The sequence below is a fragment of the Blastopirellula retiformator genome (genome assembly GCF_007859755.1).
Classification (GTDB): Bacteria; Planctomycetota; Planctomycetia; order Pirellulales; family Pirellulaceae; genus Blastopirellula; species Blastopirellula retiformator.
The window spans coordinates 695,867-713,577 of the sequence record NZ_SJPF01000001.1; the positions used below are offsets into that span (position 1 = coordinate 695,867).

General features: G+C 60.0%; 11 protein-coding genes. 7 read left to right on the forward strand and 4 right to left on the reverse strand.

What is annotated here, in order from left to right:
• Window position 1: 1 nt before the first annotated feature.
• Window positions 2–2,353 (forward strand): BatA domain-containing protein, encoded by a 2,352-nt coding sequence (locus tag Enr8_RS02945; RefSeq protein WP_146429121.1) that lies wholly within the window; start codon window positions 2–4, stop codon window positions 2,351–2,353.
• 2 nt (window positions 2,354–2,355) lie between these two features.
• Window positions 2,356–4,623: a glutamine amidotransferase gene (locus tag Enr8_RS02950; RefSeq protein ID WP_146429122.1), complete on the forward strand. Its 2,268-nt coding sequence runs from the start codon at window positions 2,356–2,358 to the stop codon at window positions 4,621–4,623.
• Between the two features lie 131 nt (window positions 4,624–4,754).
• Here the strand turns inward: Enr8_RS02950 and Enr8_RS25700 are convergent, their stop codons facing one another.
• Together Enr8_RS25700 and Enr8_RS02960 are read right to left on the reverse strand one after the other, a co-directional pair.
• The gene (locus tag Enr8_RS25700; RefSeq protein WP_222434784.1) at window positions 4,755–5,870 is read right to left on the reverse strand and encodes a TlpA family protein disulfide reductase; all 1,116 of its coding nucleotides are present in this window, start codon (window positions 5,868–5,870) and stop codon (window positions 4,755–4,757) included.
• A gap of 247 nt (window positions 5,871–6,117) precedes the next feature.
• Complete coding sequence (locus Enr8_RS02960) at window positions 6,118–6,450, reverse strand: hypothetical protein (protein WP_146429123.1); 333 nt, start codon at window positions 6,448–6,450, stop codon at window positions 6,118–6,120.
• Between the two features lie 240 nt (window positions 6,451–6,690).
• Between Enr8_RS02960 and Enr8_RS02965 the strand changes: the two genes are divergently transcribed.
• On the forward strand, window positions 6,691–8,142 hold the full coding sequence (locus Enr8_RS02965) for a catalase (RefSeq protein ID WP_146429124.1): 1,452 nt from the start codon (window positions 6,691–6,693) through the stop codon (window positions 8,140–8,142).
• On the opposite strand, the gene Enr8_RS02970 is transcribed toward Enr8_RS02965, so the two are convergent.
• Window positions 8,139–8,765 (reverse strand): TetR/AcrR family transcriptional regulator, encoded by a 627-nt coding sequence (locus tag Enr8_RS02970; protein WP_146429125.1) that lies wholly within the window; start codon window positions 8,763–8,765, stop codon window positions 8,139–8,141. The genes Enr8_RS02965 and Enr8_RS02970 overlap by 4 nt on opposite strands.
• A 96-nt stretch (window positions 8,766–8,861) precedes the next feature.
• Here Enr8_RS02970 and Enr8_RS02975 point away from each other — a divergent pair, with 96 nt between their 5' ends.
• Window positions 8,862–10,598, forward strand: coding sequence for an HlyD family secretion protein (locus tag Enr8_RS02975; RefSeq protein WP_146429126.1), 1,737 nt, complete (start codon window positions 8,862–8,864; stop codon window positions 10,596–10,598).
• Window positions 10,595–13,918, forward strand: coding sequence for an efflux RND transporter permease subunit (locus Enr8_RS02980; protein WP_146429127.1), 3,324 nt, complete (start codon window positions 10,595–10,597; stop codon window positions 13,916–13,918). Before Enr8_RS02975 ends, Enr8_RS02980 begins: the two co-directional genes overlap by 4 nt.
• Window positions 13,919–14,099: 181 nt before the next feature.
• On the opposite strand, the gene Enr8_RS02985 is transcribed toward Enr8_RS02980, so the two are convergent.
• Window positions 14,100–15,224 (reverse strand): prenyltransferase/squalene oxidase repeat-containing protein, encoded by a 1,125-nt coding sequence (locus tag Enr8_RS02985; protein WP_246119926.1) that lies wholly within the window; start codon window positions 15,222–15,224, stop codon window positions 14,100–14,102.
• A 292-nt stretch (window positions 15,225–15,516) separates the two neighbouring features.
• On the opposite strand from Enr8_RS02985, the gene Enr8_RS02990 reads away from it, so the two are divergent.
• Window positions 15,517–16,134, forward strand: a complete 618-nt coding sequence (locus Enr8_RS02990; protein ID WP_146429129.1) for a hypothetical protein — start codon at window positions 15,517–15,519, stop codon at window positions 16,132–16,134.
• A gap of 219 nt (window positions 16,135–16,353) precedes the next feature.
• Window positions 16,354–17,487, forward strand: a complete 1,134-nt coding sequence (locus tag Enr8_RS02995; RefSeq protein WP_146429130.1) for a formylglycine-generating enzyme family protein — start codon at window positions 16,354–16,356, stop codon at window positions 17,485–17,487.
• Window positions 17,488–17,711 lie beyond the last annotated feature (224 nt).

Consider the following 17,711-nt stretch of genomic DNA (forward strand, 5'->3'; position numbering starts at 1 on the left):
CATGCAGTTGGCCAACCTCAGTTTGCTTGTCGGCGGCCTGTTGATCGGCGTGCCGATTCTGCTGCATCTGGTGATGCGGCAACAACCGAAGCGGATCGAGTTCCCCGCTTTGCGGTTCGTCCGTGCGCGGCAAGTGCAAAACCAACGCCGGCTCGAGCTGAAACATTGGATCCTGCTGCTGCTCCGCTGCTGCATCATCTTGCTGTTGGCGCTGGCGCTAGCTCGACCGAGCGTCAGTTCGGCCTCGGTTAGCAGCTGGGTGATGGTTGGGATCTTGGCGTTTGGCGCGGCGATCGCCGGCATTATTGCGGCGGCGACCTGGACGGTTGGCGCCAGTCGCGGTTTGGCGATCGGCATGACTGGACTGGCCGTGGCGCTGCTCATCGGTTTGGGGATCGTGACGCCGATGGCGCTGTCGGCCGGCGGCGGCGGTTCGCTGGGGGATCAAGAGGCGCCGGTGTCTGCGGTGTTCGTTTTCGACACTTCGCCGCGACTTCTCTATCAGCATGAGAATCAGACGCGGCTCGAAAAGGCGCAAGAGATGGCGGTTTGGCTGACCGGCCAGTTGCCGCCCGAGAGCGAAGTGGCGGTCGCCGATCGTCGCACCGGGGCGTCGATCTTTGCGGCCGATATTGGCGCCGCTCGCCAGGCGATTCAGCGGCTGGAAGTTTCGGCCGGCGGCGAGAGTATCGACCGCGTCGTGTCGCAGGCGATCGATCTGGCCGACTCGAGCGAGAAGAAGCGGAAAGAGATTTACGTTTTTACCGACCTGAGCGAGCCTGCCTGGAAAGGGGCCGCGCAGAGCGACTTGAAGCGGAAGCTGGCCGATCATCCCGACTATCCGCTCTACTTGATTGACGTCAGTGCGGTCGACGTTCGCAACACGGCGGTCGCCGATTTGCAACTGTCCGCCGATAGCGTCTCGAAGAACAGCGACGTGTTGCTGCAAGTCGACGTCGCTCATGATGGGCCGGAGGCTTCGCAGACGTTGGAGCTCTATCTGGAGCAACCGGATGACACGCTGCCGATCGTCGAAGATGGCAAGCTGCTATTGCCGAAGGCGGACCGCCGCGATCGCCGCAATCTACAGTTGGCCGATGGCGAGACGATGTCGGTCCAGTTTCGACTGGCCGATTTGCCGGTTGGCGTCCATAACGGCTGGGTCAGTTTGGCGGCGGTCGACGGGCTCGACGCCGACGACAAGCGGTGGTTTACGCTGGAAGTGCGGGAACCTTGGCCGCTGTTGATCGTCGAGTCGAAGCCTGGCGCTGGGCGAGACTTAATCAACGCCATCGCTCCGCCGGCGTTTCAAGAGTCAGGCCGGGCGCCCTTTGCCGTTGATGTGGTGACGCCGGACACGCTCGAGCGGCAAGAGCTGGACGGTTATCGCGGCGTCGTGCTGATCGACCCCGGCGCCTATACGAACAGCGTCTGGCGAAAGCTCGATGCGTATGTAGAGCGGGGCGGGGGACTGGCGATCTTTTTGGGGCCGAGCGCTACGCCAGCGCTGGCGCAGCTGAACGCTGAAGAGCCGCAGAAGCTGCTGCCGGGCAAACTGGCGCGACAATGGCGAGCCGGCGAACGACTCTGGTATCTCGAACCGAAAGACTATCAGCACAGCTTGCTGGCGCCATTTCGCGAGATCGGCGATAGCGTGCCGTGGCGTAGTTTTCCGATTGATCGCCACTGGTCGCTGGAAGACCTGGAGCCGGACGCCAACGTCGTGATTCCGTACAGCGACGGAATGCCGACCTTGATCGAACAGCGAGTCGGCGAGGGATTGGTGCTGACCTTTACTACGTCGATCGCGTCGGATGAGTCGCCGGCCTGGAACAACCTGTTCACCGGCTTCGACTCGTGGCCCTTCTTTGTGCTGTCGAATCAGATGGCCCGCTACGTGGTGCGGAGCGGCGAAGAGCGGTTGAACTATTTTGTCGGCGAACGAGCGTCGCTATTGACCGGCCCGCAGCAAGCTGAGCAGACGCATTTGCTGTTCACGCCGCGCGGAGGGGACCCACAAGAGGTGATACCGGATCGCGGCTTGATTTTGATTCCGTTCACCGATCAGATCGGCACGTATCGCTTGCGTCCGCTGGGTGGCGGTCCGCTGCTTGGTTTCAGCGTCAATTTGCCGCCATTTGCAACGCAGCTTTCGCCGCTGCCGCCGGAAGAGCTGAACGAGATCTTCGGCGCCGAACGCTATCAGCTGGCGAAAGAGCAGAGTGAGATCGAGCGCGAGCAAGGCAAAGCTCGCGTCGGCCGCGAGTTTTACTCGCCGTTGATCCTGCTGGTCGCCCTGATGCTGGCGATGGAATTCGCCTTGTCGCAGCGCTTCTATCGGCAGGAGGCGTAGCGATGTCGAGCTGGTACTTGCAACCGACATTCGGCAGCCTGGCCGTCGTCTTTATCACGGCGCTGGTCCTGGTCGCGCTGCTAGCGATCGCCCCGTCCTTCGCTTCGACCAGCGAACGGCGCCGCGGACTGATCGCGCTCTTACGATTTGGCGCGATCCTGCTACTGGTGCTGACGATGTTGCGGCCTACCTGGCTGACGACCACGACCCGGCCGCAGACGGCGACGCTGGTGGTGCTGTTCGACGCCAGTCAAAGCATGTCGATACCCGACTCCTCTAGCGGTAAGACGCGGTACGAGGCGGTCAAGGACGCGCTGCAAGGGGTGCAGTCCGATCTCGCTGCGCTCGGCCAGAACATCGAAGTCGCCGTTTACTCGTTTGACGACAAGGCGGAGCGGGCCGCGTTTGAGCGCGGCGCGATCACCTTTCCGCCCAAAGCGGACGGCCGCTTTACCGACATCGGGTCTTCTATGGACGATGTGCTGCGGCAGATGGCGGGGAAAAAGCTCGCGGGGGTCGTGCTGTTGTCGGACGGCGCCCAGCGGGTGTTTACTCCGCGGGTAGAGCTGCAGCGAGCCGCTCGCGACTTGGCTCGCTTGGATGTGCCGCTGCATACGCTCACCTTCGGCCAGGCGATCGATCCGTCGCAGGCTCGCGACGTGGCGGTCAAAACGCTGGCCGATCAGTTCACCGTCTTCGTTAAGAACGAATTGGTCGTTCAGGCGGCGGTCCACATTCAAGGGATGGCCAATCGCCCGGTTCCGGTCCAGTTGATCCTGGAGAACGAAAAGGGAGAAGCGACCGTCATCGAGACGAAGCGGATCCAGACCAGCAAAGACCAAGAGACGCTTGACGTCGGCTTTCGCTACACGCCGCAGACGCCAGGGCAATACAAGCTGACGGTCGCCGTCGAGCCGCAAGAGGGAGAGTTGATCTCGAAGAACAATCGGCTCGACGCCTATCTGAACGTGCTTTCGGGCGGGCTGAAGGTGCTTTACCTGGAAGGCCGCGTGCTCGATCGCCACGAGCAGAAGTTCCTCCGCCGCGCGATCGCCACTTCGGCCGACATGCAGATCGATTTCCAATGGATCGATCGTCGCCGCCGCAGCCAATGGCCGATCGACCTGACCAAGCAGATCGAAGCAGGGAAGTACGACGTCTTTTTGATCGGCGACCTCGACTCGACCGCCCTGACCGACGAAACCTGGACGCTGATCGCCAAGCAGGTTGAAGAGGGAAAAGGGCTGATGATGCAAGGCGGCTTCCATTCGTTTGGCGCTGGGCGTTATCAGCGGACGGCGCTGGCCGACGTGTTGCCGATCACGATCAACCGGTTTGAAGGGCAAGATTTCGACGCGCCGATTCGGGAAGACTTGCATATCTCGGGGCCTTTCTCGCTGAGGCCGGCCAAGCCGCACTACTTGACGACGATCGCGGTACTGAACGAGAACGACAACGTCTGGCGAACCTTGCCGCCGATGCATGGCGCCAATCACTTTGAAGCGGTGAAGCCGCGAGCGCAAGTCTTGCTAGAGTCGGACCGCAATGAGCCGATCTTGATTGCCGGCGAGTATGGCTTAGGCCGCGTGTTGGCCTTCGCCGTCGACGGCACGTGGCAATGGGCGATGCTGGGCAAGGCCGATCTGCACAAGCGTTTTTGGCGGCAGGCAATTCTTTGGCTCGCCAAGAAAGAAGAGCTCGAGCGCCGGGACGTCTACGTCGAACTGCCACAGCGACGCTTTCCGCCCCAGTCCGACTTCACCTTTAACGCCGGAGCACGCGACGCCGCAGGCGACGTGATTGCCGACGCCACCTTCCAGGCGTCGCTTATCGCACCGGACGGCAGCAAGAGCAGTCTGCGTCTCTCGCCGGGGGACGAAGGGGTGATTGGCGCCGTCGAGACGGGAGAAGCGGCCGGCGATTATCTGATCGAAGTGACGGCGCTGCGCGACGGCAAACCGCTGGGGACCGGCAAAGGACGCTTCTTTGTCGCCGATCAAGACTTGGAGCTGGCCGACCCCTCGGCCAAGCCATCACAAATGGCGAGCCTGGCCGCGATCACCTCGGCCGCCGGTGGACGAGCGTGGGCGGCGGAGCAATTGCCGGAGCTGATCGAACTGGTCAAGAAGTCGCCGCCCGAAACCGAAGTCGAGGTCCAAACCAAATGGACCTGGCCCGAGTCGACCCGCGACGCGTGGCTGAACCTGATCCTGGTCGTCGCGCTGTTAGGCGGCGAATGGTATCTGCGGAAGAAGTGGGGGATGGTTTAATCCGGGACACTAACCCCAGACGCAAGCCAAGGGAATGCGGCCGCAAGCAGAAGCAACAGAGCCGCAGCGCAAAAAAAACCATGCCGATAAATCGGCATGGCTCTTTAGTTTTCGATCTGTAATCGGGGAACTTAACCTTCGCCCAGCAGCTCTTTGACCTTGGCTTCGATCGCTTTGGCGTTGGCTTCGCCCGAGCCGACCTTCACCAGTTGGACGATTCCCGTTTGGTCGATCACGACGACTTGGGGAATGCCGCTGACGCCGTAGTACTTGAAGATGTCCTTCGACTCGTTGACGATCAGCGGGTAGGTCAGTTCGTGCGACTTGGCGAATTTGCCTAGCATCGCGACTTCGGCTTCGTGCGAAACGTCTTCGCCGCGGGCCGGCTTTTCGGTTTCTTCGTTCCAGTCGTAGCCGTAGTAGCTGGTGACGCCGATCACTTGTACCCCTTTGTCAGCCAAGTCGGCGTTCCAGTGGCGAACGTGCGGGAACGACGCAATGCAGGGACCGCACCAGATGGCGAAAAAGTCGAGCACAACCACTTTGCCTTTCACGTCGGCGTCGGTCAGCGACTCCGCGTTCACGCAGGTGTCGGCCGACAGCGGCATCGCCGGCTTGCCGATCAGCGCCGCCAATTTCTTCTGCGACTCGATCGAGCGCTGCAGACGACCGAGCTGCGACGCGGCTCGCTTAACCGCCGTCTGATAGGCTTCGTCTTCGCTCTCCTCCGCTAGTTTCTCGAGATAGGCCACCCCGGCATCGACCGGCTCTTTCGCCTTTTGCCAATCGCTGCGGACGAGCACCGCGTTGTCGGCGTACAGTTTCATCGTGTAGCGGTTCACCCAAGCCGGATCGGTCGGCGATTCGGCGATCTTGGCTTTCATGTCTTCCAGCGACCACAGCGAGTTCGCCAGATTGCGTTCGGTCATGCCGACTTGATTGCGAACGATCATCAGGGCGACCACCGCGGGGCGTTCGGTTGGCTTCACTTCGGCCAGGCCCGCTTGCAGTTTGGACAGCATTTCGACGGCGGCTTCGGGCTCTTTTTCACTCAGGGCCTTTGCTGCTTCCAACTGTTTTTCGCCAAAAGCCTTGATCGCGTCGGCGTCATCCGGGCTGGCTTGCAAGGTTTCGAGCGTCACCGATTCCGCCGGAGCGGTTTCGCTGGGCGTTTCTTCCGCACGAAGTAGGGCCGGAGCGATGATCGCCGAAGTCAGTAAGATGGCGGTCATCAGGGTCTTGGTCATTCTCATTAGGGCTCCTAGTAGTCCGTCTTGGTTGTTGGCGATCGCACGCGCAGGGCATGTAAAGACAAAGAGGCGCAGCGTTCAGCGCGACCTGCCGGCAAGCAAAGAGCACGAATGTTACGCTCGCAAAGAATGTTCTAGGAATTGAGCCTACCAGCCATGAGCAGGCGCACAAGATTCCTCAAGAAGTTTTCAAGGAATAGGCAACTGTCAGAGATTCTGACTTCTTCTTGGGAAAATCTCGCGGCTATTCGTCTTCGTCCTCATCCTCGTCGTTCCAAGTCACCATCTCCCCAAAGCAGACCTCGCCGGTATTGATCGCTTTCTGGCGTAGCTTGGTGTGAACGGTCTGATCCTCCGGCGTCCAGTCGAACGAGTCGTACAGCAGGCACCACTCGATGTTGATCAGTTCCAGATTCTGCGCGGCGATCGCCCCTTCAAACATCGTGACCGCTTCGTAGAAGTTGCCGCTCGGCACAAAGCAGTGAGTGAAGATGCCGGAGACTTCCGCAGGATTATATGCGCTCTCGGCGGTCGGCTTTAGTTCGACCATCAAAAAGTAGGTGGCAGGCTCAGACAACGGGCGGTTCCTAACAGAGATTGACGGGGTAATTTCGTCGCCGTCATCGTAGCAGCCAGCTGGGTGGTCTGCCTATCCGGCGTCGCACCGGCGCAACTGTCGCGCGAGGGGAAAAATCGTTCCCCCCCGCCTTTCTGCGAGAGAGACGCTCGTCTCGGTGACGACGATCCGCGGGAGACCTACAATAACGGTTTCCATACATGCCGGGCGACGAGACAACAAGCGAAGGGCCGCAAAAATATGAGTGACAAGAAACCGAAGCCAACCACCACCGACGCCGGCATTCCGGTCGCCAGTGACGAACATTCGCTGACCGTCGGCGCCGATGGGCCGATCTTGCTGCACGATAATTACCTGATCGAGCAGATGGCGAACTTCAATCGCGAGCGAATCGCCGAGCGACAGCCGCACGCCAAAGGCTCCGGCGCGTTCGGGCAATTTGAAGTGACCCACGACGTCAGCGCCTATACCAAGGCGGCCGTCTTTCAGCCTGGGACGAAGACTGACGCCCTGATGCGCTTTTCGACCGTAGCCGGAGAGCGTGGCAGCCCCGACACATGGCGCGATCCGCGGGGCTTTGCGCTGAAGCTCTACACCACCGAAGGCAACTACGACATGGTGGGGAACAACACGCCGGTCTTCTTCATCCGCGATCCAATGAAGTTTCAGCACTTCATCCGCTCGCAAAAGCGTCGCGCCGACAACGGCCTGCGTGATCATGATATGCAATGGGATTTCTGGACGCTCTCGCCTGAGTCGGCGCATCAGGTCACCTGGCTGATGGGCGATCGCGGCATTCCCAAAACCTGGCGAAACATGAACGGCTATTCGAGCCATACCTACATGTGGGTCAACGCCAAGGGAGAGCGGTTCTGGGTGAAGTATCACTTCAAGACCGATCAGGGAATCGAATGCCTGACGCAGGACGAAGCGGTTCGCATCGCCGGCGAAGACTCCGACTATCATCGCCGCGACTTGTTCAATTCGATTCAGCAGGGAGACTATCCCAGCTGGACGCTGCAGATGCAGATCATGCCGTACGAAGAGGCCGAAACCTACCGCTTCAATCCGTTCGACCTGACCAAGGTTTGGCCGCACAGCGACTATCCGCTGCAAGAGGTCGGCAAGCTGACGCTCAACCGCAACCCAACCGATTTCCATACCGAAATCGAACAGGCCGCCTTCGAGCCGAACAACCTGGTCCCCGGCATTGGCGCCAGTCCCGACAAGATGCTGCTCGGTCGAATGTTCGCCTATGCCGATGCCCACCGTGCCCGGATGGGAGTCAACTACAAGCAGATTCCGGTCAATCGTCCGCAGTGCCCCTTCCATAGCTATAGCAAGGATGGCGCCATGCGGACCGAGAACGTGACGGATCCAGTTTACGCGCCCAACTCCAAAGGAGGCCCGCAGGCCGATCCCGATCGATATCCGCAGAACGACGTCTGGGACGCCGGCGGCAGCTTCGTTCGCGAGGCCTACACGCTGCGAAAGGATGACGACGACTGGGGCCAGGCCGGCACGCTGGTTCGTGAAGTGATGGACGACGCGGCCCGTGATCGCCTGGTGTCGAACGTTGTCGGCCACTTAAGCGATGGCGTCTCGTCGCCGGTGCTCGAGCGAGCGATTCAATACTGGCGCAACATCGACAAGAAGATTGGCGATCGAATTGCGGAAGGGATCAAGAGTTAACTCGAGACTCCATACCGGCTCAGGAACATCTCCACCGTCGAGCGAACGATTCTGTCAAGTTCCGTTTTCGACGGTGGCGGTTCCAACCGGAACGCCTGCGGCCAAAAAGTGAACGTCTGCAACATGCCGCAGAACTGAGCCGCGGCGAATTCACAGTCGTCGATCTTCAGTTGTCCGGCGGCGACCACTTCTTCTAGCCAGCGAACCAGCCGCACGCGGAACCGCTTTTGATCGCCGATCGTTTGTTCGGCCAGTTGCGGCGCCATCAAGAATCGTGAAAGCGTTACCCGGACGACGCTTTGAAAGCTGTCAGAGGTAAACAGCTCGATGATCCGATTCGCCTTTTCAATCAGTTGCTCATCCAGCGGCTCGTCTGGCGCGTAGGGAGCGTCGGGCATCGCCTCGGTCGTGTCGAGCAGCTCCTGGACGATCGCCAGAAAGAGGGCGTCTTTGCTCTCAAAGTGGTTGTAGACCGTCCGTTTGCTTACCTCGGCCGTCTCCGCGATCTTGTTCATTCTGGTGTTGTCGAAGCCGCAGGCCTCGAATTCTTTCACCGCAGCCGCGACGATCGCCGCCCGTTTTCGATCGGTGAGACGGGACTCCGCAGGAAGCTCGACAGACAAAATTACACCTTGGGGTTTACTTTCGGGTGGGGTCGCCTAAACTGTACCGAGCGGTTTACTTTTCGGCAAGTTCTCTTTGCAGTCAAAGGCGTGGCTATGGCCTTTATCCGCATGTTATTGCATTTTCCGGCTTTCGTCGCCGTCGCTGGTCTCTTGGCTGGCGGGGTTTTCGGCTGTTCCCAACAGGCGGAAGTTGCGGATGTCCGCAAGCCGCCGCGGCCGGTCTCGACCATGACCCTGACTACGACGCGTCCTGGGGTCGGTTCCGAGGTAACCGGATCGGTCGTTTCTTGGAAAACGGAGCAAATTGGCTTCGAGGTCCCGGGTCGAGTCCGCCAGGTGATCGAGCCAAACGAGCAGATCGAAGGGCGAATCGTCGCCGAAAATGGTGAAACGCATCTGCTGTCGGAGGGGACTCCGCTGGCTCGGCTCGATGACGAGCGGCTGCGGATCGCGGTCGGATCGGCCAAGGCGGCTGTTGAAGTGAGCCGCCGTCAGATTGATGCGGTTCACGTCGATATCGAGCAGCGGATTCCGGCCAGCATCGCCGCCGCCGAAGCGGAAAAGAAACTGGCCGCGATCGAACTGGCTCGGACCGAAAAGCTGTTCAACAAGTCGGCCAGCACCCAGGCCAATCTTGATCAGGCGACCACCAACATGGCGACCGCCGAAGCGAACCTGGCCCGATCGAAGGCGGAGCTTGCCGCTCGGCAGGCAGAACTCCGTTCGCTCGAAGCGCAGACGCTGCAGGCCGAACAGCAACTGGCCGACGCCGAACGCGATCTGCAAGACGCGGTCCTCTACAGTTCTTTCCGCGGGCAGGTCGCCCAGACACATGTTTTGCCAGGCAGTTATGTCGGCGCCGGCGACCCAGTCGTGACGGTCCAGCTGATGGATCCGGTCTCGATCGAGTTTGAACTGTCGGCCGCCGCGTCACGCAAGTTTCAACATGGCGACTCGCTCCGCGTTTACACGATCAATCCGGCTCGACAGCGCAAGGACCTGTGTGGTTTCGTCTATCTGACCGACGCGGTCGCCGATCCGCAAACGCGAACCTTTACGGTTAGGTTGCTGGCGCGAAACGAAGAAGTGCAGATGACCCCGCCGAGCGAATTGCAGGGATATCCGATCGCCCGGACGATTGACCTGTGGCCGCTGAACATCGGCCCGGTTCTCAGCGGCGACGAGCGACTGTTTGTCGAGGAAGAGTCGATCCACTACGACGCCCAAGGCGCCTTCGTCTGGAAAGCGACCAATCGGCACATGGGCGAAATCTCCGACAACAAGAATCGCGTCTTGTCGGTCAAGAAGATCCGCGTATTGGCCCAGCCGGTTAAAGTGCCGTTTCTGGGCAATTGGCATTTTGTGCCGGTCACGATTCAAAGCGATCAAGACTTTGATCCCGAGCGTGATCTGATCGCCGGCAAGCTGATTGTTGAAGGACAACAGCCCGATGACTGGGACGGCGACAAATTGCTGTACGACCGGGGCGGCTGGCTATTGCGGCCAGGCGATCTGGTACGGGTCGAACTGTCGGATGAGTCGAACGAGGCGGGGCTCTACGTCCCGATGAAAGCTTTGCGGCACGCTGGCGAAGAGGCCTCGGTATTTGTCGTGGATCGCAGCAATCCCGATCAGCCGATCGCCCGCAAGGTGCTGGTCAACATCTTGACCGACGACGCCGCGCTGCGACAAGAAGCGACGCTGCAGCGAATTGAACCGATCGATCCGGAGAGTCTGGCGTCGGGCGCCGAGCTTGTCGTCGAAGGTACCCATTACCTGGTCGATGGAGATGAAATCGTCATCATCAAAAAGCCAGGAGCCGCCGAGTGAAATACCTGCCTGAATTCGCCGTACAGCGACCGACGGTGGTCGTTTCGATCGTGTTGATGACGGTCGCCTGGGGGCTCGTCAGCTTCATGACGATGCCGCGCCGGGAAGATCCCGAGTTCACGATCAAGGTCTGCGTCGTCGCCACTCGTTGGGACGGCGCGTCGGCCCAGAAAGTCGAAGAGCTGATTACCGATCCTCTGGAAGAAACGATCGACGGCCTGGAAGAGGTCAAGCTGATTCGCTCTACCTCTAGCAACGGGTTGTCGACGATCTTTGTCGAGCTGGAAGATGCGCTGCCGAGCGACAAGGTTGACGACATCTGGGACAAGGTCCGGGCTCGCGTGCGGAACGTGCAGATGCCGGAGCCGAACGTCACGCCGTACGTCAACGACGAGTTCACCGACACCAACATCATCCTGTTTGCGGTGCATCAGAAGCCGCTGGATGGCGCCAAGGTGATTGACCCGGCGTTCGCCTACACGCCGCGTGAGATCGATCTCTTTTCCGAGCAGATTCGTGACGAGTTGCGGCTCTTGCCGGGCGTCGCCAAGGTCGATCGCTTTGGCGTGCTGGAAGAGGCGATCTATATCGAAACCGATGCGGGCACCTGGTCGAAGTTGGGACTTACTTCGACGCAACTGCAGCAGTTGGTGGCTGCTCGTAATATCGTCGCCCCCGGCGGAACGATTGACGCTGATGACGGCCGTTTCTACGTGAAGCCAGGGGGCGAAATTGACGCGGTGCAAGAGCTCGATTCGATCATCGCCGGGCTCTCGCCGACCGATAGCGCCGCCAATCACGTCTATCTCGATAGCTTGGGGCTGAACGTGCGTCGCGACTATCTCGATCCGCCGCCGCTCATTTGTCGCTATGGCGATACCGAGCTCGAACAGCGGGCCGTGATCGTTGCCGTGACGATGAAGTCCGGCTCCAACATTATCGACATCTGCGATTCGGCCAAGGCGAAGGTCAACCAGATGCAGAACGTCACCGGCGTGTTGCCGCCCGACTTGGGCGTGACGATCATTTCGGACCAGTCCGATAGCGTCAAAGGCCGCATTCGCGACGTGCTCGTCAACATCATTGAGGCGATCCTGATCGTGATCGTCGTGGTCTACCTAGTGGTCGGCTTTCGCACGGCGACGGTGATGGCGGCCAACATTCCCTTCGTCGTGCTAGCGTCGATCGGCGTCATCACGCTGTTCAATGTGCAGCTCGAGCAGATGTCGTTGGCCTCGATGATCATCGCGCTGGGCCTCTTGGTCGACAACGCAGTGCAGATCTGCGACCAGGCCCGCACCAATCAGGCGGCCGGGATGTCGCCAACCGAAGCGGCGGTCTCCGGGGCCCAGATGCTGGGAGCGTCGATGCTCAACGGCACGCTCACCACCATCGCCGCCTTTGTGCCGATGCTGATCGCCCTGGATGGCGCCAATCGCGAGTTCATCTACGGCCTGCCGATCACGTTGTCGGTGATGCTGGCGATCAGTTGGATCTTGGCGATGACGTTTTGCGTCATCTTGGCGGCCGCGTTCATCCGGGCGCCTAAAGACCCGGCCAAGCCGACCGCGCCAATTCCATGGCTGATGGCCTGGTGCGCCAAGCGATTTCGTCGGGGAGGAAAGCCGCATGGCGAAGGGCACGGGTTCATCTACGAAACTTACGCGTTATTTGGGCGCGTGGCGCTGCGGTTCAAGTTCGCCACGATCGCCCTGGCAGTCTTGGTGTTGATCTTGGCGATGCGATTGCCGGTCGGTAGCGAGTTCTTTCCGCTTACCGAACGCGATCAATTTGTGGTCGAAGTCTGGTTGCCGGAGATCGCCACGATTGATCAGACCGACGAAGTCGCCAAACGGGTCGAAGAAATGATCCGTAAGCTTTCCCCCTACGTCGACGACGAAGGGAACCAGCGGCAGCGCCTGGCCGCGATGCGAACCTTGGTCGGCGGCGGCGGTTCGCGGTGGTACCTGTCTTGGGAACCAGAGCCGCGCAAGCCCAACTACGCCGAGATCCTGATTCACACGACTGATGGAAAACTAACGCACGAGTTTGCCGAAGAGCTGCGGGCCGTCGCGCAGCAAGGGGACGAGTCGCTGGGACTGCAGCCGATCGTGGGCGCCCGCGTCGTGCCGATCGAAATGTTCCTGGGTCCGCCGGCCGATCCGGTCGTGATGCGGGTTGTGGGAGATGGTTTCGCCGATATGAAACGTCTGCACGCGACGGCTGATCGCGTGAAGGCGATGGTCGAGGCCGATCCAGAAACGTGGGACGTCAACGACTCGTGGGGCGTCGAAGGCTATCAGCTGCGGGTCAATGTTGATCCCGACAAAGCGAGTTTGTCGCAGGTCGGCAACTCGCAGATCGCCGAAACGCTGAACGCCTATTATTCGGGTCGGCTGCTGACCATCTTCCGTGAAGGGGATCACCAGGTGCCGGTCTATTTCCGGCTCCGTCCAGAAGGACGACGGTCGATCGCCGACATTGAATCGGCCTACGTCGAGGGAGACATCGGCAAGATTCCGCTTTCGGCGGTGGCGAGCGTCTCGGCCACTTGGGAGCCCGCCATCATCGATCGCCGCGACATGAACCGCACGATCGAAGTTCGCTCACGCGTCGAGCCTGGCGCCTCGGGCAACGACATCACGATGAAAGTGATGAACTCGCCGGAGATGAAAGAGCTGCAAGAGCATCTGCCGCCCGGCTTCCGTGTGGAGATCGGGGGCGCCTTGGAAGAGTCGCTCAAGGCGCAAGGGAATATGATGAAGTCGTTCGGGCTGTCGTTCATCGTGATCATCTTGCTGCTGATCATTCAGTTCAACAGTCTCTCCAAAATGATGGTGATCGTCGGCACGTTGCCGTTGGCGATGATCGGATCGATCTTCGGGTTGTGGGTGACGTCCAATCCGCTTGGCTTTATGCCGCAGCTGGGTGTGTTGTCGCTGTTTGGCATCGTGCTGAACGCGGGCATTATCTACATGGAGTTCGCCGACATCGTGCTGCGAGAGCGGGCCGAAAAGAAGCAGGGGGACGGGCCGATTTTGGGCTTGTCGAAAGCAGAATTTCGCGCCGCCCTGGTCGAAGCGGGGCGCCAGCGACTGATGCCGATCTTCTTGACCACGGCGACCACGGTGGGCGGTTTATTCCCGTTGGCTTTGGCCGGCGGTCCGCTGTGGGAAGGGATGGCGTGGCTGATGATTTATGGGTTGATGGTGGCGACGCTGCTGACGTTGTTCGTAATACCCGCACTTTACGCCGTAGTTATCGAAACCTTCGGGATCAGACCATTTTCGATCAACGGAATTTCTGAGCCGGTCGAATAGCCAATCAGAACGAAGAAGGCGGAAGTTCGTCGTAAGACGAACCAAGCGAAAGAAGGCCCAAGTCACTGCCTCGGCGCGGGCCTTCTTTTTTCGAAACGGGCTTGCATTGGCATACCGCGCACAAAGAAACGCAACGAGTTAAACCCGTTGCGCCTCTTTGCAGCGTCAGCTTGGGGCAGCGCTAGTTGCTCTCTTTACAGTCGGCCAAGGCCAGCAGGGCGAATGCGGTCGCCAGGTTAGCGTCGCCTTCCATCCACTGAGTGTTGCTGTTGACCCACGAGCCATCTTCCTGTTGGCGTTTGGCCAGTTCGGCGATCAGTTCCTTGCGCCAATCATGGGCGACGCCGGCGGCATCGGTGATCGTCGGCTCGCCAAAGGCGTCGAGCGCCTTAGCGAACGTTTGGTAATAGTAGAAGACGCCGGCCTGGCCCATGCCGGGATTGGCCGAGACGTCAAAGTTGTCGCGGACGTACTTGAGGACCGCTTCGACCCGCGGATCGTCTTTGTCGACGCCGGCGTAGATCATGCTCTTCAGCCCAGCGTAGCCCATCGAACCATAGCTGCGCAAGCCGCCGTTGGGGGTGCCGCGGTCTCCCTGGTCGCCGCTGACGGCCGGGGTGTAGTAGAAGCCGCCGTCTTCCACCTTGTCCGCGAACTTGGTGGTGTTGTACTTGCTTTCGAGGTTCTGGCAGCGGCCGACGAAGATCAGCGCTTTTTGGATCGCTTCGTCATCTTCTTTGGCGCCGCTAGAAACGAGAGCGTCGACCATGAAGGCGGTGTTCGACAGGTCGGGACGCGTCTTGCCGCTATACCCAGAGCCGCCGTAGTTGACGTCTTCTTCCCCCACGCCGTCGGTGTCGGTGATCTGCACGCCGCGGACGAACTGCTCGGCGTTCTTCACCACTTCGTCGTACTTGCCGTCTTTGTTCGCCTTGTTGAAGCAGATCAGCGCGATGCAGGTTTCGTAGTTTTTCAGGCGACCGTTGGCGGCGTAAATGCCCCCGTCGTCCCGAACCGCTTTCTCTAGGTAAGCCAGGCTCTTGGCGACTTGCGGATCGTTGACGCCGCGGCCATGTTCCAGCAGGGCGAGCGTCGCCAGCGCGGTCGGACCGATGCCGATCTGTGCGCTGTACGAGCCGTCGGCCGCTTGCTTGCCGGCCAGGTAGTTCACCCCTTTGGAGACGACCGCCTCGTAATCGGCGTCAGCCGCAGCGGCGGTTTGCGGTAAGTGGCAGGCCAGCGTCAAAGCGACCAGCGGCAGTGCGGCCGCGAGAAACTTACGCCGATGGGTGGGGTTAAGCGTCATGAAGGTCTCCAGGTTCGTTCCAGGGGTGAGAGCAAGCCGGACTAGTTAGCAATTGCTGCGCCAGGCCGGATATTCGTTACAAAATGGCGGAAGCTCGATATAGCCTCTATTTATTAATACCGCGCTTACGGCGGTTGGTAACGGTTGTCGATGAAAACGACATTGCTGTTGCCTCATTCGACAGCCTCCCAGAGGCGTTTTTCCGTTTTTAGCGCCGGTCATGACCTAGACTAGAAGACCCCCTGGGGAAGTTTGTGCGCGTTTAACTGTCGCCGCTGAGGAAGAAAGAACCATGTCGCGTTACGTATTGGCCGTCGCTTTGATCGTCTCTGGTTTCGGCGTATGTCCCGTGTCGGCCGCGCAGCCGGTGGACGACGAAGTCGAACTGGTCGACGTCGATGAGCTGTACGAGTTTGGACAGTTGGCCGCGACGCTGGCGACCTATCGTCCCAATCCGTATCTCTATCGCGACGAAGCGATCAAGCTGCAGCAGATCGCCAACGAGCTGGTCGGGCGCGAAGTCGAGTTCACTGCGGGCGTCCGCAGCTTCAAATGCGACGAAGTGCTGATCAACGTTTCGTGGACCGGTCGCACCAACATTGCGATGCAACACAATTACGCGCCGATGTTCGGCAATAACGAGACCCTGGTCTACGAGCCGATGCCGCGCCGCAACCTGTTTGTGCAGCCGGTCGGACTTCGCATTGGCGAAGAGATTCCGCTGTCGCTGGTTCGCAAGTTGAACGTCGGCGATGGGCTGGTGTTCCGCGGCACGATCATCGCCGCCCCGACCTGGCTGACGTGCGACATGTTCGCCCCGCGGGTCGGCGTGGTGGTCGCCGATTGGAAGATTGTCGCGGCGAACAATAACGTCGTCGAGATTGATCTGGAAACCAGCAATCCGAACTAACGACTTCCCTTTCTTACCAAACCGCCCTCCGCCAAATCGCGCAATTATTTGCCGAGAGGGCGCGAAAAAGGGGGGATCGGTGCGCAATTTTGCGGATCTTTCGGCAACGCGTCGGTCGTTCCTGCCGCGGTCGTAGTGTAAAATGAAGAGCTTGGGCGGCCCTTGCGGACGCCCCATATACCAAGAAGAATTGTTCACTCTCAACCGGAACTGAGATTCATGCGTATTGCGTCCGCCTGTTTAGTTGCGCTGCTGATGGCCGTTTCGACCGCAGCGGCCGCCGACACGCTCGGCATCTCGAAGACCAAGCCGGCCGAAGGGCCTTTCGTCGAAATCGACGGCGGCTTTATGGTCCCCTACGAAATCACCGTCCCCGGCGCCGAAGTCAAACTGTCGATGGTTCCCGTCCCCGGCGGGACGCGCGTGATGGGCGAAGGCGACTCGGCCTACACCGTCAAGGTCGAACCGTTTTGGATGCAAAAAACCGAAACGACCTGGGCTCAGTACAAAGAGTTCATGGCGCTCTACGACCAGCTGAAAAAGATCGAAGGCGCCGGCGTCCGTCCGGTCACCGACGACAACAAGGTCGACGCGGTCACGATTCCGACGCCGCTGTACGAACCGAGTTTCACGTTTGAAAATGGTGAAGATCCGCAACAAGCGGCCGTCACCATGACGCAGTACTCGGCGATGCAGTACAGCAAGTGGATCAGCGGCGTGACCGGCGATCAGTATCGTCTGCCGAGCGAGGCCGAATGGGAATTCGCCGCCGCCGGTGGAGAGAAAGGTCCTTACTCGTTTGGCGACGTCGACAAGATTGGCGATTACGCTTGGTACGTCGACAACGCGGACGGCGCTCAAGCCAAGGTTGGCGAAAAGAAGCCGAATCAATATGGCCTGTACGACATGAACGGCAACGTCTGGGAATGGGTGCTGGACGCCTATACCGAAGAGACGCCTGAGGCGCTGGCCGGCAAGACGGTCACCGTCGCCGAAGCGATCCAATGGCCGACCGAACCGTTCCCGCTGTGCTCGAAGGGCGGATCGTGGGATGACGACGCCGAGAACTGCAAAGTCACCTCGAAGCTCGGTTCGCACGACGACGACTGGAAAGCGTCCGACCCCAACTTCCCGCTTAGCCCGTGGTGGTTCACCGAGTACCCGTCGACTTGCGTCGGGTTCCGCTTGATCCGTCCGCTGACCGAATTGCCGAAGACCGAAATGCGGAAGTACTGGGACTCGCTCCCCGAATCGCTGCAGTTTGACGTGACCGATCGTCTCGGCGGCGGCCGCGGAGTGTTGGGTCTGGTCGACGAAAAGTTGCCCGAAGCGATCAAGCAGGTTCAGGACTAATTGTCCGGCTGCCACGAATCGACAAATCAAGAAACGCCGAGGTATCGCGCCTCGGCGTTTTTTTGTGCACGTTGCGTGAAGAGGCGTGCTAGCACTCGCGCTGGGCGCCTCCGTACAACTGGCGCACCTTGAATATTGCGCACTTCGCCGGCCGCCATCAAGCCATCCACGCCAAGTAGCGGTAAACACGTTCCACTTGGGCGGACGATACGACGAAAGACGCT